Source organism: Escherichia sp. E4930, assembly GCF_005845405.1.
Taxonomy (GTDB): domain Bacteria; phylum Pseudomonadota; class Gammaproteobacteria; order Enterobacterales; family Enterobacteriaceae; genus Escherichia.
Window position 1 is genome coordinate 21638 of the sequence record NZ_VCDZ01000025.1, and the last position, 21560, is coordinate 43197.

The window sequence follows — 21560 nt, forward strand, 5'->3', positions numbered from 1 at the left end:
TTCGTCGTTTCCCAATTATGATAACGCCAGCTTTAAATGACGTATTTTGCATGGATTACATATTTACGACATAAATGATAAATGGAGATTTATATGAATAACTCTCGGTTATTCCGTTTGAGCAGGATTGTTATTGCCTTAACCGCCGTCAGCGGCATGATGGTAAATACCGCTAACGCGAAAGAGGAAGCGAAAGCCGCCACTCAATATACCCAGCAGGTTAATCAGAATTACGCCAAATCATTACCGTTTAGCGATCGTCAGGATTTTGACGATGCCCAGCGTGGATTTATCGCCCCGCTGCTGGATGAAGGTATTCTGCGTGATGCGAACGGTAAAGTTTACTACCGCGCGGACGATTACAAATTTGATATTAATGCCGCTGCGCCGGAAACCGTAAACCCCAGCCTGTGGCGTCAGTCGCAAATCAACGGTATTTCTGGCCTGTTCAAAGTCACCGATAAAATGTATCAGGTGCGCGGCCAGGATATCTCTAACATTACGTTCGTTGAGGGTGAGAAAGGCATTATTGTTATCGACCCGCTGGTAACGCCGCCTGCCGCAAAAGCCGCACTTGACCTTTACTTCCAGCATCGGCCGCAAAAACCGATTGTTGCCGTTATCTACACTCACAGCCACACCGACCACTATGGCGGCGTGAAAGGCATTATCTCTGAAGCTGATGTGAAATCCGGCAAAGTTCAGGTGATTGCCCCGGCTGGCTTTATGGACGAAGCCATCAGCGAAAACGTGCTGGCGGGTAACATCATGAGCCGCCGTGCGCTCTACTCTTACGGTCTGTTACTGCCGCACAACGCGCAAGGTAACGTGGGTAATGGCCTTGGCGTGACGCTGGCAACGGGCGACCCGAGCATTATTGCACCGACTAAAACTATCGTCAGAACTGGCGAGAAGATGATTATCGACGGCCTGGAGTTTGACTTCCTGATGACCCCAGGTAGTGAAGCACCAGCCGAAATGCACTTCTATATTCCGGCCCTGAAAGCCCTGTGTACCGCCGAGAACGCCACGCATACCCTGCACAACTTCTACACTCTGCGCGGCGCGAAAACCCGCGACACCAGCAAGTGGACCGAGTACCTGAACGAAACGCTGGATATGTGGGGTAACGACGCGGAAGTCCTGTTTATGCCGCACACCTGGCCGGTCTGGGGCAATAAGCATATCAATGATTATATTGGTAAATATCGCGATACTATCAAGTACATTCACGACCAGACCCTGCACCTGGCGAACCAGGGCTACACCATGAATGAAATCGGCGACATGATTAAGCTGCCACCAGCACTCGCCAATAACTGGGCCAGCCGCGGCTATTACGGTTCTGTCAGCCACAACGCCCGCGCGGTGTATAACTTCTATCTTGGCTATTACGACGGTAACCCGGCTAACCTGCATCCGTATGGTCAGGTGGAGATGGGTAAACGTTATGTGCAGGCGCTGGGCGGTTCTGCCCGTGTCATCAACCTGGCGAAAGAAGCGAACAAGCAAGGTGATTATCGCTGGTCCGCAGAGTTGCTGAAACAGGTGATCGCCGCCAACCCGGGTGACCAGGTGGCGAAGAATCTGCAAGCGAATAACTTTGAACAGCTGGGCTATCAGGCCGAGTCCGCCACCTGGCGCGGTTTCTACCTGACCGGCGCGAAAGAACTGCGCGAAGGGGTACATAAGTTCAGCCACGGCACCACCGGTTCCCCGGACACCATTCGCGGAATGTCGGTCGAAATGCTGTTCGACTTTATGTCCGTTCGCCTCGATAGCGCGAAAGCCGCGGGTAAAAATATCAGCCTGAACTTCAATATGAGCAACGGCGATAACCTCAACCTGACGCTGAACGATAGCGTGCTTAACTACCGTAAAACACTGCAACCGCAAGCCAACGCCTCTTTCTACATCAGCCGTGAAGATCTTCACGCCGTGCTGACCGGGCAAGCCAAAATGGCGGATCTGGTAAAAGCGAAGAAAGCCAAAATTATTGGCAATGGCGCGAAACTGGAAGAAATTATTGCCTGTCTGGATAATTTCGATTTGTGGGTGAATATCGTAACTCCAAATTAATGCCACTCGCTTTTGGGGGCGCTGAAGCCCCCAAAAGCATTTATTTTAAATATATATACAGCCAATTAATACATAAAATATATAAGTTATGAATGCGGTGGCTGAATAAAACTATTTTTATTCATCAAGAAAATAGCCATACTGACGCCTTCAATGGATATTGATATTCACTACAGATATTGTTCGCAGCAGACAGGATGTATTTAATATGCCAACAGTTCTCTCTCGCATGGCGATGCAACTCAAAAAAACGGCCTGGATAATTCCCGTCTTCATGGTTTCGGGATGTTCATTATCTCCGGCAATCCCGGTGATCGGCGCTTATTATCCCAGCTGGTTTTTCTGCGCCATTGCCAGCCTTATTTTGACGCTCATCACGAGGCGAATTATTCAGCGGGCAAATATCAATCTGGCATTTGTCGGAATTATTTATACCGCCCTTTTTGCTCTCTACGCCATGCTGTTCTGGCTGGCATTTTTCTAATCTATTTGAGACGCGCTCATGGAAAGTACGCCGAAAAAAGCTCCTCGCAGTAAATTCCCTGCTCTGTTAGTGGTTGCGTTGGCGCTGGTTGCCCTTGTTTTCGTTATCTGGCGCGTAGACAGTGCGCCATCAACTAATGACGCTTACGCGTCAGCAGATACCATTGATGTGGTGCCGGAAGTCAGCGGTCGCATTGTAGAACTGGCGGTCACCGACAACCAGGCAGTCAAACAGGGCGATTTGCTGTTCCGCATCGACCCGCGCCCGTACGAAGCCAATCTGGCGAAAGCCGAAGCCTCCCTCGCGGCGCTGGATAAGCAAATTATGCTCACCCAGCGTAGCGTTGACGCGCAACAGTTTGGTGCCGACTCGGTTAATGCCACGGTAGAAAAAGCCCGTGCCGCGGCAAAACAGGCCAGCGATACATTACGCCGCACCGAGCCATTACTGAAAGAAGGTTTTGTCTCAGCGGAAGACGTTGACCGTGCAAGAACGGCGCAGCGCGCCGCAGAAGCGGATCTTAATGCCGTATTGTTACAGGCGCAGTCAGCCGCCAGCGCCGTCAGCGGCGTCGATGCACTGGTCGCCCAACGTGCGGCGGTCGAAGCGGATATCGCGCTGACCAAACTGCATCTGGAAATGGCGACCGTTCGCGCGCCGTTTGATGGCCGGGTCATTTCCCTCAAAACCTCGGTTGGGCAATTTGCTTCTGCCATGCGCCCTATTTTCACCCTAATCGACACTCGTCACTGGTACGTGATCGCCAACTTCCGCGAAACCGATCTGAAAAATATTCGCTCAGGTACACCCGCAACGATTCGCCTGATGAGCGACAGCGGCAAAACCTTCGAGGGTAAAGTGGATTCGATTGGCTACGGCGTGCTACCGGATGACGGCGGCCTGGTGCTGGGCGGCCTGCCGAAAGTGTCACGGTCTATTAACTGGGTCCGCGTCGCCCAGCGTTTTCCGGTCAAAATCATGGTTGATAAACCTGATCCGGAAATGTTCCGCATCGGCGCTTCGGCAGTCGCTAATCTTGAGCCGCAATAATGAGCGCGCTCAACTCCCTGCCATTACCGGTGGTCAGGCTACTGGCGTTCTTTCATGAAGAGTTAAGCGAGCGGCGACCAGGCCGCGTGCCGCAAACCGTGCAACTCTGGGTAGGCTGCCTGCTGGTGATTCTGATCTCGATGACCTTTGAGATCCCTTTTGTGGCGTTATCGCTGGCAGTGCTGTTTTACGGTATTCAGTCGAACGCGTTTTACACCAAATTTGTAGCGATCTTATTTGTGGTCGCCACGGTGCTGGAGATCGCCAGCCTGTTTTTTATCTACAAATGGTCATACGGCGAACCGTTGATCCGATTGATCATCGCCGGACCGATCCTGATGGGCTGCATGTTTTTGATGCGCACCCATCGGCTGGGGCTGGTCTTTTTCGCCGTTGCCATTGTCGCTATTTACGGGCAAACCTTCCCCGCCATGCTCGACTATCCGGAAGTGGTCGTGCGCTTAACGCTGTGGTGTATTGTTGTCGGCCTCTACCCGACGTTATTGATGACGTTAATCGGCGTGCTGTGGTTTCCCAGTCGTGCCATTACGCAAATGCATCAGGCGCTTAATGATCGGCTTGATGATGCCATTAGCCACCTGACGGACAGCCTCGCACCGCTACCCGAAACGCGGATTGAAAGAGAGGCGCTGGCGCTGCAAAAACTCAATGTCTTTTGTCTCGCGGACGATGCCAACTGGCGAACCCAGAGCGCATGGTGGCAAAGCTGCGTGGCAACGGTAACCTACATTTACTCGACGCTGAATCGCTACGATCCCACCTCTTTTGCTGATTCTCAGGCAATCATTGAATTTCGGCAAAAATTAGCCTCAGAAATCAACAAACTGCAACATGCCATTGCCGAAGGTCGGTGCTGGCAAAGCGACTGGCGGATCAGTGAAAGTGAAGCGATGGCAGCACGGGAATGTAACCTGGAGAATATCTGCCAGACGTTGTTGCAACTGGGTCAGATGGACCCGAATACGCCGCCAACGACCGCAGCCAAACCGCCGTCAATGGTCGCCGATGCTTTTACCAATCCAGACTATATTCGCTACGCGGTAAAAACGCTGCTCGCCTGTTTGATCTGTTACACCTTCTACAGCGGCGTCGACTGGGAAGGCATTCACACCTGTATGCTGACCTGCGTGATCGTCGCTAACCCGAACGTCGGTTCGTCGTACCAGAAGATGGTGCTGCGTTTTGGCGGGGCTTTTTGCGGCGCGATTCTGGCGCTGTTATTCACGCTACTGGTCATGCCCTGGCTGGACAATATTGTCGAATTGCTGTTTGTGCTGGCACCGATTTTCCTGTTGGGCGCATGGATTGCCACCAGCTCTGAACGTTCTTCTTATATCGGCACACAGATGGTGGTCACCTTCGCGCTCGCCACGCTCGAAAACGTTTTTGGCCCGGTGTACGACCTGGTGGAAATTCGCGATCGCGCCCTGGGTATCATCATTGGTACCGTGGTGTCCGCGGTGATTTACTCCTTTGTCTGGCCTGAAAGTGAAGCGCGCACGCTGCCGCAAAAACTGGCTGGCGCGCTGGGTATGTTAAGTAAAGTAATGCGGATCCCACGCCAGCAAGAAGCCACGGCTCTGCGCACTTATCTGCAAATTCGCATAGGTCTGCATGCGGCGTTTAATGCCTGTGAAGAGATGTGCCAACGCGTGGCGCTGGAGCGTCAACTGGACAGCGAAGAACGCGCCTTACTGATTGAACGTTCGCAAACGGTTATTCGTCAGGGACGCGACATTCTTCACGCCTGGGATGCGACCTGGAACTCGGCGCAGGCGCTGGATAACGCACTACAGCCGGACAGAGCAGGTCAGTTTGCCGACGCACTGGAGAAATACGCCGCCGGTCTGGCAACCGCACTCAGCCGTTCTCCTCAAATAACGCTTGAAGAAACACCCGCCTCGCAGGCCATCCTGCCGACCTTATTAAAACAGGAGCAACACGTCTGCCAGCTTTTCGCCCGCTTGCCAGACTGGACAGCCCCGGCATTAACGCCCGCCACGGAACAGGCACAAGGAGCCACGCAATGATCAATCGTCAACTTTCACGCCTGCTGTTGTGCAGCATTCTCGGCAGCACGACGCTGATTTCCGGCTGTGCCCTGGTTCGTAAGGATTCTGCGCCTCATCAACAGCTCAAACCGGAACAAATCAAACTTGCCGATGATATTCATCTGGCCAGTTCCGGCTGGCCGCAGGCGCAGTGGTGGAAACAATTTAACGATCCGCAACTGGATGCCCTGATCCAGCGCACACTGCAAGGTTCACACACGCTTGCTGAAGCGAAACTGCGGGAAGAAAAAGCGCAATCGCAGGCCGACCTGTTAGATGCCGGTTCACAATTACAGGTGGCGGCGTTAGGGATGCTCAACCGCCAACGTGTCTCGGCGAACGGTTTCTTAAGCCCTTATTCAATGGATGCGCCAGCACTGGGTATGGACGGGCCATACTATACGGAAGCCACAGTAGGTTTGTTTGCCGGACTGGATCTCGATTTGTGGGGTGTACATCGCTCGGCGGTTGCCGCCGCTATTGGCGCGCATAATGCCGCGCTGGCAGAAACCGCAGCAGTAGAGCTATCGCTGACCACGGGCGTAGCGCAGCTTTATTACAGTATGCAGGCCAGCTATCAGATGCTTGATCTGTTAGAGCAAACTCGCGATGTGATTGATTACGCGGTGAAAGCGCACCAGAGCAAAGTGGCGCACGGTCTGGAAGCGCAAGTGCCTTTCCACGGCGCGCGGGCGCAGATTCTGGCCGTCGATAAACAAATTGCTGCCGTCAAAGGGCAAATCACCGAAACGCGAGAATCTCTGCGCGCATTGATTGGCGCGGGGGCCAGCGATATGCCGGAGATCAAGCCGGTGGCATTACCGCAAGTACAGACCGGCATTCCGGCGACGCTCTCTTATGAGTTGCTCGCCAGACGCCCGGATCTGCAAGCCATGCGCTGGTATGTTCAGGCGTCATTAGATCAGGTAGATTCCGCGCGGGCGTTGTTCTATCCGAGCTTTGATATCAAAGCGTTTTTCGGTCTGGACTCCATCCACCTGGATACCTTATTCAAAAAAACCAGTCGCCAGTTCAACTTCATCCCGGGTCTGAAATTGCCGCTGTTTGACGGTGGACGGTTGAATGCCAATCTCGAAGGCACTCGCGCCGCCAGCAACATGATGATTGAACGTTACAACCAGTCAGTACTGAACGCGGTGCGCGACGTTGCAGTCAATGGCACGCGTCTGCAAACGCTCAACGACGAGCGGGAGATGCAGGCAGAACGCGTAGAAGCAACCCGCTTCACCCAGCGTGCCGCCGACGCCGCCTACCAACGCGGTCTAACCAGCCGCTTACTGGCCACCGAAGCTCAGTTGCCGGTGCTTTCCGAAGAGATGTCATTACTGATGCTGGACAGCCGCCGTGTGATTCAAAGTATTCAGTTGATGAAATCGCTGGGCGGCGGGTATCAGGCGGCTCCCGTCGTTGAGAAAAAATAAAATGTCTGCCGCGTGATGGCTGTCACGCGGTATTTCGTTTCGTCACGTCAAAACTGACGACAGCCTGTTTTTCGTCAGAGTTTTGAATAAATAGTGCCCGTAATATCAGGGAATAGCCTCAAATAAAATGTGGCATAAAAGATGCATACTGTGGTCGAGAGCGCGTATGCGTGATTTGATTAACTGGAGCGAGACTGATGAAAAAAGTCGTCACGGTTTGCCCCTATTGCGCATCAGGTTGCAAAATCAACCTGGTCGTCGATAACGGCAAAATCGTCCGGGCGGAGGCAGCGCAGGGGAAAACCAACCAGGGTACTCTGTGTCTGAAGGGTTATTATGGCTGGGATTTTATTAACGATACCCAGATCCTGACCCCGCGCCTGAAAACCCCCATGATCCGTCGCCAGCGTGGCGGCAAACTCGAACCTGTTTCCTGGGATGAGGCACTGAATTACGTTGCCGAGCGCCTGAGCGCCATCAAAGAGAAGTACGGTCCGGATGCCATCCAGACGACAGGCTCCTCGCGTGGTACGGGTAACGAAACCAACTATGTAATGCAAAAATTTGCGCGCGCCGTTATTGGTACCAATAACGTTGACTGCTGCGCTCGCGTCTGACACGGCCCATCGGTTGCAGGTCTGCACCAATCGGTCGGTAACGGCGCAATGAGCAATGCCATTAACGAAATTGATAATACCGATTTAGTGTTCGTTTTCGGGTACAACCCGGCGGATTCCCACCCTATCGTGGCGAATCACGTGATTAACGCTAAACGTAACGGGGCGAAAATTATCGTCTGCGATCCGCGCAAAATTGAAACCGCGCGCATTGCTGACATGCACATCGCACTGAAAAACGGCTCGAACATCGCGCTGTTGAATGCGATGGGTCATGTCATTATTGAAGAAAATCTGTACGACAAAGCGTTCGTCGCTTCCCGTACGGAAGGCTTTGAAGAGTATCGTAAAATCGTTGAAGGCTACACGCCGGAGTCGGTTGAAGATATCACCGGCGTTAGCGCCAGTGAGATTCGTCAGGCGGCGCGGATGTATGCCCAGGCGGAAAGCGCATCTATTCTGTGGGGCATGGGTGTGACCCAGTTCTATCAGGGCGTGGAAACCGTGCGTTCTCTGACCAGCCTCGCAATGCTGACCGGTAACCTCGGTAAGCCGCATGCGGGCGTTAACCCGGTTCGTGGTCAGAACAACGTGCAGGGCGCCTGTGATATGGGCGCGCTGCCGGATACGTATCCGGGATACCAGTACGTGAAAGATCCGGCTAACCGCGAGAAATTCGCCAAAGCCTGGGGCGTAGAAAGCCTGCCTGCTCATACCGGCTATCGCATCAGCGAGCTGCCGCACCGCGCAGCGCATGGCGAAGTGCGTGCCGCGTACATTATGGGCGAAGATCCGCTGCAAACGGATGCGGAACTGTCGGCAGTCCGTAAAGCCTTTGAAGATCTGGAACTGGTCATCGTTCAGGACATCTTTATGACCAAAACCGCGTCGGCGGCGGATGTCATTTTACCGTCAACGTCGTGGGGCGAGCATGAAGGTGTCTATACTGCGGCTGACCGTGGCTTCCAGCGTTTCTTCAAGGCGGTTGAACCGAAGTGGGATCTGAAAACGGACTGGCAGATTATCAGTGAAATCGCCACCCGTATGGGTTATCCGATGCACTACAACAACACCCAGGAGATCTGGGACGAGTTGCGTCATCTGTGCCCGGATTTCTACGGTGCGACTTACGAGAAAATGGGCGAACTGGGCTTCATTCAGTGGCCTTGCCGCGATACGTCAGATGCCGATCAGGGGACTTCTTATCTGTTTAAAGAGAAGTTTGATACCCCGAACGGTCTGGCGCAGTTCTTCACCTGCGACTGGGTAGCGCCAATCGACAAACTCACCGACGAGTACCCGATGGTACTGTCAACGGTGCGTGAAGTTGGCCACTACTCTTGCCGTTCGATGACCGGTAACTGTGCGGCACTGGCGGCGCTGGCTGATGAACCTGGCTACGCACAAATCAATACCGAAGACGCCAAACGTCTGGGTATTGAAGATGAGGCATTGGTTTGGGTGCACTCGCGTAAAGGCAAAATTATCACCCGTGCGCAGGTCAGCGAACGTCCTAACAAAGGGGCGATTTACATGACCTACCAGTGGTGGATTGGCGCCTGTAACGAGCTGGTTACCGAGAACTTAAGCCCGATTACGAAAACGCCGGAGTACAAATACTGCGCCGTGCGCGTCGAGCCGATCGCCGATCAGCGCGCCGCCGAGCAGTACGTGATTGACGAGTACAACAAGTTGAAAACTCGCCTACGCGAAGCGGCACTGGCATAAATAAGTCCCTTCTACAGCCTCCTCTGGGAGGCTGTTTTTTTATCCATTCGAACTCTTTATACTGGATACACCCTACCCAATCGTATTATCAAAATGAAAAAAATTATCGCATTGATGTTGTTTTTGACATTCTTTGCCCACGCGAATGACTCTGAGCCTGGCAGCCAGTATGTAAAGGCGGCAGAGGCCGGAGACAGACGCGCACAATATTTTCTTGCCGACAGCTGGTTTAGCTCCGGCGATTTGAGCAAAGCCGAATATTGGGCACAGAAAGCCGCCGACAGTGGTGATGCCGATGCCTGCGCGCTGCTGGCGCAGATTAAAATTACCAATCCGGTCAGTCTGGACTATCCACAAGCAAAAATTCTCGCCGAAAAAGCAGCGCAAGCGGGCAGTAAAGAAGGTGAAGTGACGCTGGCACATATTCTGGTGAATACTCAGGCAGGTAAACCGGATTATCCGAAGGCGATTTCGCTGTTAGAAAACGCCTCGGAAGATCTGGAGAACGACTCCGCCGTCGATGCCCAGATGCTGCTTGGTTTGATTTACGCCAACGGCATAGGCATTAAGGCCGATGATGAGAAAGCGACCTGGTATTTCAAGCGTAGCTCTGCGATTTCCCGTACCGGTTATTCCGAGTACTGGGCAGGAATGATGTTCTTAAACGGTGAAGAAGGTTTTATCGAGAAGAACAAACAGAAGGCGCTGCACTGGTTGAACCTGAGCTGTATGGAAGGGTTTGATACCGGGTGTGAAGAGTTTGAAAAATTAACCAATGGTTAAGGTAGCCCTGATAAGACGCGGCAAGCGTCGCATCAGGCATTGATGTCGGATGCGGCGTAAACGCCTTATCCGACCTACAAAATCACGCTAAATCAAACTATTGCGCTGTCTGGCGTAGCCCTGATAAGACGCGGCAAGCGTCGCATCAGGCATTGATGTCGGATGCGGCGTAAACGCCTTATCCGACCTACAAAATCACGCTAAATCAGTCTATTGCGCTGTCTGGCGTAGGCCTGATAAGACGCGGCAAGCGTCGCATCAGGCATTGATGTCGGATGCGGCGTAAACGCCTTATCCGACCTACAAAATCACGCTAAATCAGGCTATTGCGCAGTCTGGCGTAGGCCTGATAAGACGCGGCAGCGTCGCATCAGGCGTTGATGTCGGATGCGGCGTAAACGCCTTATCCGACCTACAAAAATCACGCTAATTCAGGCTTTTGCGCTGTCTGGAGTAGGCCTGATAAGACGCGGCAAGTGTCGCATCAGGCATTGGTGTCGGATGCGGCGTAAACGCCTTATCCGACCTACAAAATCACGCTAAATCAAACTATTGCGCTGTCTGGCGCAGGCCTGATAAGACGCGGCAAGCGTCGCATCAGGCATCCACACATTGCCGGGTGGATGTTCCCGGCAATCTTCAATTACTGATCCGCAGTCTTATCAAATTTGCCCAGCACTTCACGCTCGTAGGCCATCGCTTTTTTGTGGTCAAATTTGTGTTCCCACTTGGCAATCACCAGCACCGCCAGCGCATTACCTACCACGTTCAGCGCGGTACGCGCCATGTCGAGGATACGGTCAACACCGGCAATAAACGCCAGACCTTCCAGCGGAATACCTACGCTACCCAGCGTTGCCAGCAGCACCACAAACGACACGCCCGGCACGCCAGCAATCCCTTTCGAGGTCACCATCAGCGTCAGCACCAGAATGATTTCCTGCCAGATAGACAGGTCAATGCCATACAACTGCGCGATGAAGATAGCAGCAATACTTTGATACAGCGTCGAACCATCAAGGTTAAAAGAGTAACCGGTCGGTACCACGAAGCTGGTGATCGACGCCGGGGCGCCGTAGGCTTCCATCTTCTCAATAATTCGCGGCAGCACGCTTTCGGAGCTGGCAGTGGAGTACGCCAGAATCAGCTCATCTTTCAGAATACGAATCAGGATCCAGACGCTTAACCCGCACAGGCGCGCCACAATTCCCAGCACTACCAGCGCGAAGAACAGAATGGCGAAATGCACCAGCAGCACCAGTTTCGCCAGTGGCCACAGAGAAGAGAAACCAAAGTTAGCCACCGTCACCGCAATCAGCGCAAACACACCCACTGGGGCATAGCGCATCACCATGTGCGTCACTTTAAACATGGTTTCAGAGATAGAGCGGAACACGGTCACCAGCGGTTCACGATGCAACGCAGGCAGGGAGGAAAGCCCCAAACCAAACAGCACCGAGAAGAAGATGATTGGCAGCATTTCGCCTTTCGCCATCGACGCCACAATGTTCGTCGGCACCAGCGACAAAATCGTCCCCATAATGCCGTGGGAACTGCTTTGGACTGCTTCCGTAGTGCTCTGATATTTCGAGATATCGACGGTCGCCAGCTGCGACATATCCACCCCGGCACCGGGCTGGAAGACGTTCGCCAGAGTGATCCCCAAAATGATAGCGATGGTGGTGATCACCTCGAAGTAGATAATGGTTTTCGCACCAATTCGCCCGAGCTGTTTGGCGTCACCGACACCTGCGATACCGACCACCAGCGTGGAAATTACAATCGGCACAACAATCATTTTGATCAGGTGGATGAAGATATCACCCGCTGGAGAAAGCAAATTGACGACCAGCCAGTCGCGACTGTCGCTATGGTAGTGCAGGTAGCTTCCCAGGAGAATGCCCAGCACCATAGCAAACAGAATCTGCCAGGCCAGGCTGAATTTTATATTTTTCATATGAATGACTTCCTCAATGGAGCGCCGTTCCCCGTTCAGAAACGCGAGAACGTGACATACTGCCAGGGCATGAATTGTGTTGCGTTGGTTTGTAGATTTTTTTAACGCTTATGATCAGTATCATTTGCGCGGTATGTTGCGCAACCCTTTAACAACAGAGCTTTTCGCTGCATTAATGCATAATAACGCGAGTTTATGGCAGGATTAATGAATAACCATTTGTTATGGAAAGATTTTTATTTGTTTAATCTGCAATAATACTAATTAGTGATTATTTTTGGCATATGTTCATTCGATTATTTTTTATGCAGCTCAATGACATAATCTTCAACGCCGGATGATTAATCCGATCGCCGCTGTAGCAGTTTTGCCATATTAATCGACTCAACCAGCTGTGTTCGGTTAACTCGCGGTGAGTTGAGATCCATCACTTTTTGCCATAGTTCGATGGCTTGCGCGTAGTTCGCCTGCATAAACGCATCTGAAGCCAGCAGCATCAGGGCGGTGATTTCATTACTGTCCAGCGCGAGGGCTTTGTCGATCATTGCGCGAGTCTGGGCGGTCATATGCTGGCTGGCCTGGTAATAAAGCACCGTCGCCAGCGCCGCATACAGTTCAGCGTTCTCACCGCGTAGTTGCAACGCCTGACGGTACGCCAGCAGCGCATTGCTGTAATCGTTTTGCCACAGATAGTACTCGCCCAGTAACGCCCACTGTTCGCTGTTTTGTGGATTAGCGCGGATTTTATCCTGCAATGCCTGAAGCTGCGCTTCCGGGGTTTGCTGGCTGGCAAACTGATGCAGCGGATCGCGCTGACGCTGATACTCCGCACGTACCGCCTGCCATTTTGGGCTTAACAGATAACTGCCGATACAGAGAAATACCATCAAAATCGTGAGTGTTGTCAGCATTTTCACCGGTATTTGTGACTGTTTCATCGCTTCGCCCTCACTCGCCAGAGGATCAGTGCCATCAGCAGTAACAACACCACTGGCAGCGCCCACAACACCAGCGTCTGACCGGTTAACGGTGGGTTATAGCGAACAAAATCTCCGTAGCGTTCGGTCATCCAGCCAATGATTTCGACTTCACTTTTCCCCTCTTCCACCATGCTGTACACCTGATGGCGCATACTGACTGCCACCGGCGCGTTGGATTCCAGTAAGTTTTGATTCTGGCACTGCGGACAACGTAACTGGCTGGCAATATTTAACGCCTGTTGCTGTTGTTGCGGATTGGCGAATTGCCAGGTGTCTACGACCTGAGCGCGCGCAAAACAGGTAAATAGCAGCAGCAAAATGAGAAGCCCTTTAGTCATCGTGCTTCCTCCCCTGCCATCCGCTTAACAATGCGCCCGCAATCATCAACAATCCTCCACCCCAGATCCAGCGCACACCGCTTTGTACATACAAACGAAAAGCGTAACGATCCGCTCCGGTTTTTTCACCCATGACCGCATACCAGTCATGGATGCCGTTCCAGCGAATTGACGGCTCCATCATTTGCTGACGACGAGCTTCGTAAAAACGCCGCTCCGGCGTTAATTCACCAATACGTTGCTGATGGTCAAACAGTGCCACTATCGCTTTTTCGCTGGTGTAATTGCCTTTGGCTTGCAGATCGAGGCGCTCAAAACGGAAGGTGTATCCTGCCAGCGTCACCTGCTGACCCGGCTGTAAATTCAGGCTGATCTCCTGACGGCTGACGCTGGAGACCACGATCCCGGCGGCAAATAACAGCGCGCCCGCATGCGCCAGCAGCGCCGGAAGCTGCGCGCGTTTGCCAGAGACAAACGTCGCCAGCACAATCACCACCAGCATCAACAGACCAAACGGTAACGTTGCGCGGTTAAAATACGGCGCGCCAACGGAGAGGCGTCCCCAGCCCAGCAGGCCGTAAATCATCGGATAAAGCGTTCCCACCAGCACGATCAGTAGCACTGCGCAAAACAGCAACAGCGTAGCGAGGATTAACATTTCCCGCGATAACACCGAAAAACGCACCGCCGGGCCACCGTCCCGCGCTCGCCAGCCATACAGAGCCAGAGACGCAAGGCTAATCAGTGCAAACAGACTGAACAACGGCACGGCGCGGACGTTATCCAGCGCGAACGCATGAACCGAAACCAGAATGCCAGAACGGACAATTAAGGTGCCCAGCAGCGACAGCATCAGAGTAACTATCGCCAGCAGCAGCGACCAGTGGCGGAAAATCCCCCGCTGGCGTGTCAGGGACAAACTGTGCAGCAGCGCAGTGGCAGAAAGCCAGGGTAATAAAGAGGCGTTTTCCACCGGATCCCAGAACCACCAGCCGCCCCAGCCCAGTTCGCAATAGGCCCACCAGGAACCGAGGATGATCCCCGCCGTTAATGCGCTCCAGCCAGGTAACGCCCAGCGCCAGCAAATTCGGGCGCTGGCCGCATCAAACTCGCCGCGCAGTAGACTCGCCAGCGCCACGCTCGCCGCTACCATCAAACCGCCATAGCCGAGATAAAGCAGCGGCGGATGGAAGATAAGACCAGGATGTTGCAGCATCGGATTGAGATCGCGGCCTTCGATTGCTGGTGGAAATATCCGCACGAAGGGATCGGACCACAGCACCACAAACAGTAGCAGCGCGGCGAGCATGAGAGATAAAACGGCTAGCGTCAGCGGAAATAGCGGATCGGTTTGCTGCCGATAATGCCAGGCAAACAGCGTGCTCCAGGCGGAAAGCAACAGCACCCAAAGTAGCAACGAACCTTCATGACCTCCCCACACCGCCGCCAGTTTGAGTTCCCACGACAGCAGGCTGTAGCTATGTTGGGCGACATAAATGACCGAGAAATCGCTGATGAGAAAACAATACGTCAGTACGCCAAAGGCGAGCAGCAGGAGTGTGAACTGCGCCAGAATGCCGATGCAAGTGAGTCGCATCATGGCAGGCCAGCGCAACCACACTCCCGCGAAGGTCGTCAACGGGGTCAACACGTTGACCCCGAGACTTAACAACAACGCCAGAAAACCGACTTCAGGAAGGAATACGTCCAGAAACCACCTCTTTTCTGGCTTACGCCACCGTTAACTGTCCGGCGTAGAGAATGAAAAAGCGCAGCATCAATACACCGACCAGGCTGGCTCCACACGCCGCCAGCACGGCAGGAATGCCGGAACTGCGATTGACCCACGGTTTGAGCAACATTGGCACAATCAGCCCCAGCCCGGCGACACCAAGCCAGAACCACCACGTCCAGAAACCGCCGCCCAATGCCGCCACCAGCGCACGCACTTTACCGTCATCGCCCAGCGCCAGACCGACAAAAAACGCCACCAGCAGGAAGATTTCACCCCATACCACGGGGATTTCCATACGGTGTACAAAGTGCGCTTCCGTGGAATGCGGGTTACTGCGTTGGCGTATCGCCATGGCGATCAGCGCCACCGCCGCACCGGACGAGATGCCGGAGAAGAGGAACAGCACTGGCAGGATCGGATTATTGAGGAACGGATACGATTTCAGCGCCGACAGCAGAAAGCCGGTATAAGCCCCCAGCAGCACCGCCAGCACCAGCATCAATGTTTCCAGTCCGCGATGAACGGGCGTCAGCAGGCTCAGAACCTTTTGCACGATCCCCAGCTTCGGCAACCAGCGTTGTTGCAGGGCAAGCAAATCATGTTCAAAGATTTTCGCCAGCCACAGCACCAGCACCACCATGTAGAGCTGAAACAGCATCACCCCCATCGACATCACCGAGGTAAAACTGTAGTGGAACATCAGCTTCCAGAAGGTCCACGGCTTTGTCAGGTGGAAGACGAGGATCAACAGACCGAGGATCACCGCGCCAGGCCCGACAATCAGCGTGGTGCGCAGCAACGTACTGTCTGCACCACCCGCCTGCGGGTAGACGCGACGTAACAGCACGGCCAGCGTCACCAGACCGGCAGAAATACCAATCAAAAACAGGTAGATGGCAATCGGCCAGTCCCATACCAGCGATTCAAAATGAAATGCGGAAGTCTGCGTCATTGGCTCACCTCCCCGTATTTAAACGGTACGCGGTACAGCTTCGGTTTGGTTCCCAGCGCCAGCTTGTAGCGGTAAGTGGGCTTCTGGCGCAGCAGTTGCGAAATCTCACTGTTGGGATCGTCCAGATTGCCAAACGTCAGCGCCTTCGTCGGGCAAGCCTCAACGCACGCGGGTAGCTTACCGGCCTGCAAATTGGTCTTGCGGCAGAAATCGCATTTGTCCGCTGTCTTCGTGACCGGATGGATAAAGCGCACGCGGTACGGACAGGCGGCGATGCAGTACTGACAACCGACGCAGAGATCCGGGTTAACATCGACAATCCCGCTGGCGGCATCGCGAAAAGACGCACCGGTCGGGCAGACGTCAACGCACGGCGCATGATCGCAGTGCTGGCAAGACTTACGGAAGAAGCGATATTTCACATCAGGAAATTCGCCCTGCGGCTCGCTACGAATAATCGTCAGGCGCGAGACACCTTCCGGCACCTTGTTCACTTCCCGACAAGCATCCATACAGGCGGTACAGCCGATACATAACGACTCGTCATGCACCATGCCGTAACGCACCCCATTGATATTCAACGTTTTCGCCACCACGCGCCCTGCGGTGCCGCTGACGGCTGCCAGCACGCCGACGCCGGTGAGAAACTGGCGACGTGACCAGGTCATGGCTGCTCCTTAAGCAACGGAACAGACGCCGGGTTAAAGTTCGGATTGGTGCGCTGATCGCTGTGGCAATCGACGCAAATCTTAATCCGTCCTTTGTCACTTAACGTCTGCATCATATCTTGCTGTGGATGCAGGGAATGGCAGCTGGCGCATGCCACTTTGGTTACGTGAACATCGTGCGGCCAGAACGCTTTTTGCAACTGTTCCGGCAGATGGCAGGACATACAAACACTGTTCTGCTCACCAACCTTGTACATCGGCTCGTTAAAGCGCATCACATCTTTCACCCCTTCACGGTGTTGCGGTGATGGCTGACCGTGACAGTTGGTGCAGGTGACCGGCAGTTTGTTATTCGGGTTGATAACGGAAGCATGTTTGCCATGCATACCTTCGGTATCTGGCTTATGACAGTCCAGACAGGCGGCATCCGGGTTACGCTGCTGGGTAACTTCGTAGCGATCACCAGATGCCTGCGCCGCAGGGGTAGCGGTAATTCCGTTCAGGCTCCACAACAGGCCCGACGCCAGCACCCCGGCAGTTAATAACGAACGTAATACGCTCATATTCACTCCATTGTGTTTTCCGCCCCTTGCGAGGCGGAACGGGGTTATTGGCTTAACAGACCGTTTTTACGTGCCTGTTCTTCCCACTGCGGGATCACCGTTTTGATGAAGTCCTGCTTCTCGGCCTTGATTTGTTCCATGTTCAGGCCAATGGCCTGCTGGGCTTTCTCTTTGGTCGAGATATCCGGGATCTGGATTTCATGGGTGATGCCTTTGGTCGCCAGCAGACGCGCCAGTTTGGTACGCGCATCCGCCGCTTTATCCATCGCCGTACCGAGCATCCGCAGACCTTCTTCCGGTGCGTGCATATGAATACCGTGGGAAGCGATCGCCAGATCCCAACGCCACTGGGCATGACGGATATCGTCCTGAATCGGCTTCATTTCGGCTTCCGTCGCGCCTGCATCCAGCGCCGCTTTCGCTTCGAAGTGAGCGTGAACCAGTTGATCTTCAACCTTGATTTTCAGGTCGTTAATCGACTGCTTACGTTCCGCGACCACTTTTTGCAAGGCGGCTTTGTCCTGGGTATGGCAGTTCGCACAAGTCTGGGCGAAGTTATCAAACGGATTGCCAATTTTATGGTCGGTGTAGAGTTTGCCTTCGGCGTTCTGCACTTTTGGCATATGGCAGTCGATACAGGTCACGTTGTTTTTACCGTGAATGCCCGCTGTCCAGGTTTCATATTCCGGGTGCTGCGCTTTCAGCATTGGCGTTTTTGACAGGGAGTTAGTCCAGTCAGAGAAGGCAATTTTGTCGTAATACTGCTCCATATTTTCGACTTTCATGCCGTCATCCCACGGGAATTTAACCGCTTTGTTTTTGCCGTCGAAGTAATACTCCACATGGCACTGACCGCAAACCATCGATTGCTGGTCGAAACGTCCAGCTTTCTCAAAAGGTTTGCCAATGGCTTCCATCGCGCGAGCCGCATATGGACGGGAAAGGGTTAACTCCGGCTTACCTTTGGCGAACTCTGGTGAGGCGGTGTTATGGCAGTCGGCACAACCTAAGTTGTTGACGATTTCCGGGCCGCCGCGCGCCCATTTTCCGTGGAAGTAGCCATCTTCGCCGTCTTTCTGGATCAGACGCGCCACATCCGGGCTTTTACAACTCCAGCATGCCATCGGTAACGGACCATCTTCGGCGTTTTTCGGCGCACCGGTACGCAGGGTTTCACGCACATCGGTCACAGCAAAAGCATGTCCACGCGGCTTGTTGTAATCGCGCGAGAAGGGATACCCCGCCCACAGGATCACCAGCCGTGGATCTTCCGCCAGGGCGTCAACACGCTCTGACTGTTCCGAGGTGGCTTTCCAGGAGAGATATTGATCGGGATGCTGTGGGGCAAAGGTTTCATTCTTCGCTTCCACAGTTACAGGTTTCGCGGGAGCGGCCGTTTGTTCAGCGTGAACAGAAGTGAAAAAGAAAAAAGGAATCAACAAGCTGAAGATACGGCGTGCGTTTATTTTTATCCTTGTCATAGGGGCTTTATCCAAATTTTGCCATTGAGGCAATGGCAGTTTTTATTGTTTTTTCATGACAGTAACCGCACATACACTGTCATGACATTGCTCGCCCCTATGTGTAACAAATAACCACATGCGGAATGTTGTCTTTAATCAATTGTAAGTGCATGTAAAATACCACTTTAGAGTTAGTCGATAATTTCCTCCATTTCAAACACATGCATAACTGCATGTTCCAGAAAGAAAATGCCAACTTTTGTTGGTGTCCTTCAAAAATAATCCTGTCGTTTATTTGCACAATTCTACTTTTGCGTGATCTGCCGCCCAAATACTAAACAAAACTGCCAATACCCCTACATTTAACGCTTATGACACATATTATTAACATCCTACAAGGAGAACAAAAGCATGAGCCAAATACACAAACACACCATTCCTGCCAACATCGCAGACCATTGCCTGATAAGCCCTCAGCAGTACGAGGCGATGTACCAACAATCAATTAACGCACCAGATACCTTTTGGGGCGAACAGGGAAAAATTCTCGACTGGATCAAACCGTACCAGAAGGTGAAAAACACCTCCTTTGCCCCCGGTAATGTGTCCATTAAATGGTACGAGGACGGCACGCTGAATCTGGCGGCAAACTGCCTTGACCGCCATTTGCAAGAAAACGGCGATCGTACCGCCATCATCTGGGAAGGCGACGACGCCAGCCAGAGCAAACATATCAGCTATAAAGAGCTGCACCGCGACGTCTGCCGCTTCGCCAATACCCTGCTCGAGCTGGGCATTAAAAAAGGTGACGTAGTCGCGATTTATATGCCGATGGTGCCGGAAGCCGCAGTCGCGATGCTGGCCTGCGCCCGCATTGGCGCGGTGCATTCGGTGATTTTCGGCGGCTTCTCGCCGGAAGCCGTTGCCGGACGCATCATCGATTCTAACTCACGGTTGGTGATCACTTCCGACGAAGGTGTGCGCGCCGGGCGCAGCATTCCGCTGAAGAAAAACGTTGATGACGCGCTGAAAAACCCGAACGTCACCAGCATTGAACATGTGGTGGTACTGAAGCGTACTGGCGGGAAAATTGACTGGCAGGAAGGGCGCGACCTGTGGTGGCACGACCTGGTTGAGCAAGCCAGCGATCAGCATCAGGCGGAAGAGATGAACGCCGAAGATCCGCTGTTTATTCTCTACACCTCCGGTTCTACCGGTAAGCCGAAAGGCGTGCTGCACACTACCGGCGGTTATCTGGTGTACGCGGCGCTGACCTTTAAATATGTCTTTGATTATCATCCGGGCGATATCTACTGGTGTACCGCTGATGTGGGCTGGGTTACCGGACACAGTTATTTGCTGTACGGCCCGCTGGCCTGCGGCGCGACCACACTGATGTTTGAAGGTGTACCGAACTGGCCGACGCCTGCCCGTATGGCGCAGGTGGTGGATAAGCATCAGGTCAATATTCTTTACACCGCGCCCACGGCGATTCGCGCGCTGATGGCGGAAGGCGATAAAGCGATCGAAGGCACCGACCGTTCGTCGCTGCGCATTCTCGGTTCCGTGGGCGAGCCAATTAACCCGGAAGCGTGGGAGTGGTACTGGAAGAAGATCGGCAACGAGAAATGCCCGGTGGTCGACACCTGGTGGCAGACCGAAACTGGCGGTTTCATGATTACGCCTTTGCCTGGCGCTACTGAGCTGAAAGCCGGTTCGGCGACGCGTCCGTTTTTCGGCGTGCAACCGGCGCTGGTGGATAACGAAGGTAATCCACAAGAAGGTGCCGCTGAAGGCAGTCTGGTGATCACCGACTCCTGGCCGGGTCAGGCGCGTACGCTGTTTGGCGATCACGAACGTTTTGAACAGACCTACTTCTCCACCTTCAAAAATATGTATTTCAGCGGCGACGGCGCGCGTCGCGATGAAGATGGCTATTACTGGATCACCGGGCGCGTGGACGACGTGCTGAACGTCTCTGGTCACCGTCTGGGGACGGCAGAGATTGAGTCGGCGCTGGTGGCGCATCCGAAGATTGCCGAAGCCGCTGTGGTCGGTATTCCGCACAATATTAAAGGTCAGGCGATCTACGCCTACGTCACGCTTAATCACGGGGAGGAACCGTCACCAGAACTGTACGCAGAAGTCCGCAACTGGGTGCGTAAAGAGATTGGCCCGCTGGCGACGCCAGACGTGCTGCACTGGACCGACTCCCTGCCTAAAACCCGCTCCGGCAAAATTATGCGCCGTATTCTGCGCAAAATTGCGGCGGGCGATACCAGCAACCTGGGCGATACCTCGACGCTTGCCGATCCTGGCGTGGTCGAGAAGCTGCTTGAAGAGAAGCAGGCTATCGCGATGCCATCGTAACCCACAATTGCCCGATGCGAGTCGGTAACGGTTTGTAGGCCTGATAAGACGCGACAGCGGCGCATCAGGCATTGATTGCCGGATGCGGCGTAAACGCCTTATCCGGCCTACATTCGGCAACAGTTGTAGGCCTGATAAGACGCGACAGCGTCGCATCAGGCGCTGGTTGCCGGATGCGACGTAAACGCCTTATCCGGCCTACTTCTGGCAACGGCTGTAGGCCTGATAAGACGCGACAGCGACGCATCAGGCATTGATTGCCGGATGCGGCGTAAACGC

The 21560-nt window shown here is 53.6% G+C and carries 16 protein-coding genes; 8 read left to right on the top strand and 8 right to left on the bottom strand.

The annotated features are described in order from the left end of the window. The first annotated feature begins 93 nt into the window (after window positions 1-93). The 7 genes from yjcS (at window position 94) to yjcO (ending at window position 10255) form a co-directional block, all read left to right on the top strand. Complete coding sequence (gene yjcS, locus FFT88_RS21230) at window positions 94-2079, top strand: alkyl sulfatase YjcS (protein WP_130258469.1); 1986 nt, start codon at window positions 94-96, stop codon at window positions 2077-2079. A 208-nt stretch (window positions 2080-2287) separates the two neighbouring features. Further along, the gene (locus FFT88_RS21235; protein WP_001305715.1) at window positions 2288-2563 is read left to right on the top strand and encodes a YtcA family lipoprotein; all 276 of its coding nucleotides are present in this window, start codon (window positions 2288-2290) and stop codon (window positions 2561-2563) included. 18 nt (window positions 2564-2581) lie between these two features. Next, on the top strand, window positions 2582-3613 hold the full coding sequence (gene mdtN, locus FFT88_RS21240; RefSeq protein ID WP_000446360.1) for a multidrug efflux transporter periplasmic adaptor subunit MdtN: 1032 nt from the start codon (window positions 2582-2584) through the stop codon (window positions 3611-3613). Continuing rightward, entirely contained in the window at window positions 3613-5664 is a 2052-nt protein-coding gene (gene mdtO / locus FFT88_RS21245; RefSeq protein ID WP_135405658.1) for a multidrug efflux transporter permease subunit MdtO, read from the top strand. Before mdtN ends, mdtO begins: the two co-directional genes overlap by 1 nt. Further along, window positions 5661-7127, top strand: a complete 1467-nt coding sequence (gene mdtP, locus FFT88_RS21250; protein ID WP_130215616.1) for a multidrug efflux transporter outer membrane subunit MdtP — start codon at window positions 5661-5663, stop codon at window positions 7125-7127. Before mdtO ends, mdtP begins: the two co-directional genes overlap by 4 nt. A gap of 197 nt (window positions 7128-7324) precedes the next feature. Next, window positions 7325-9472, top strand: a complete 2148-nt coding sequence (gene fdhF, locus FFT88_RS21255; protein WP_135405657.1) for a formate dehydrogenase subunit alpha — start codon at window positions 7325-7327, stop codon at window positions 9470-9472. 93 nt (window positions 9473-9565) lie between these two features. After that, the gene (gene yjcO, locus FFT88_RS21260; RefSeq protein WP_064525643.1) at window positions 9566-10255 is read left to right on the top strand and encodes a Sel1 family TPR-like repeat protein YjcO; all 690 of its coding nucleotides are present in this window, start codon (window positions 9566-9568) and stop codon (window positions 10253-10255) included. A gap of 643 nt (window positions 10256-10898) precedes the next feature. On the opposite strand, the gene gltP is transcribed toward yjcO, so the two are convergent. The 8 genes from gltP to nrfA all read right to left on the bottom strand — a co-directional run bounded on the left by gltP (window position 10899) and on the right by nrfA (window position 18929). Beyond that, window positions 10899-12212 (bottom strand): glutamate/aspartate:proton symporter GltP, encoded by a 1314-nt coding sequence (gene gltP, locus FFT88_RS21265; RefSeq protein ID WP_130218549.1) that lies wholly within the window; start codon window positions 12210-12212, stop codon window positions 10899-10901. Between the two features lie 341 nt (window positions 12213-12553). Continuing rightward, window positions 12554-13150 (bottom strand): heme lyase NrfEFG subunit NrfG, encoded by a 597-nt coding sequence (gene nrfG / locus FFT88_RS21270; protein WP_135385181.1) that lies wholly within the window; start codon window positions 13148-13150, stop codon window positions 12554-12556. After that, window positions 13147-13530 (bottom strand): heme lyase NrfEFG subunit NrfF, encoded by a 384-nt coding sequence (gene nrfF, locus FFT88_RS21275; RefSeq protein WP_135405656.1) that lies wholly within the window; start codon window positions 13528-13530, stop codon window positions 13147-13149. Before nrfF ends, nrfG begins: the two co-directional genes overlap by 4 nt. Continuing rightward, on the bottom strand, window positions 13523-15241 hold the full coding sequence (locus FFT88_RS21280; protein ID WP_135405655.1) for a heme lyase CcmF/NrfE family subunit: 1719 nt from the start codon (window positions 15239-15241) through the stop codon (window positions 13523-13525). Before FFT88_RS21280 ends, nrfF begins: the two co-directional genes overlap by 8 nt. A 19-nt stretch (window positions 15242-15260) precedes the next feature. Continuing rightward, window positions 15261-16217, bottom strand: a complete 957-nt coding sequence (gene nrfD / locus FFT88_RS21285) for a cytochrome c nitrite reductase subunit NrfD (RefSeq protein ID WP_023351637.1) — start codon at window positions 16215-16217, stop codon at window positions 15261-15263. Beyond that, window positions 16214-16885 (bottom strand): cytochrome c nitrite reductase Fe-S protein, encoded by a 672-nt coding sequence (gene nrfC / locus FFT88_RS21290; RefSeq protein WP_000220281.1) that lies wholly within the window; start codon window positions 16883-16885, stop codon window positions 16214-16216. Before nrfC ends, nrfD begins: the two co-directional genes overlap by 4 nt. Next, window positions 16882-17448, bottom strand: coding sequence for a cytochrome c nitrite reductase pentaheme subunit (gene nrfB, locus FFT88_RS21295; protein WP_135405654.1), 567 nt, complete (start codon window positions 17446-17448; stop codon window positions 16882-16884). Before nrfB ends, nrfC begins: the two co-directional genes overlap by 4 nt. Window positions 17449-17492: 44 nt before the next feature. Then, on the bottom strand, window positions 17493-18929 hold the full coding sequence (gene nrfA / locus FFT88_RS21300; protein ID WP_000196875.1) for an ammonia-forming nitrite reductase cytochrome c552 subunit: 1437 nt from the start codon (window positions 18927-18929) through the stop codon (window positions 17493-17495). A 393-nt stretch (window positions 18930-19322) separates the two neighbouring features. On the opposite strand from nrfA, the gene acs reads away from it, so the two are divergent. Beyond that, window positions 19323-21281, top strand: a complete 1959-nt coding sequence (gene acs / locus FFT88_RS21310; RefSeq protein WP_135405653.1) for an acetate--CoA ligase — start codon at window positions 19323-19325, stop codon at window positions 21279-21281. Window positions 21282-21560: the final 279 nt, after the last annotated feature.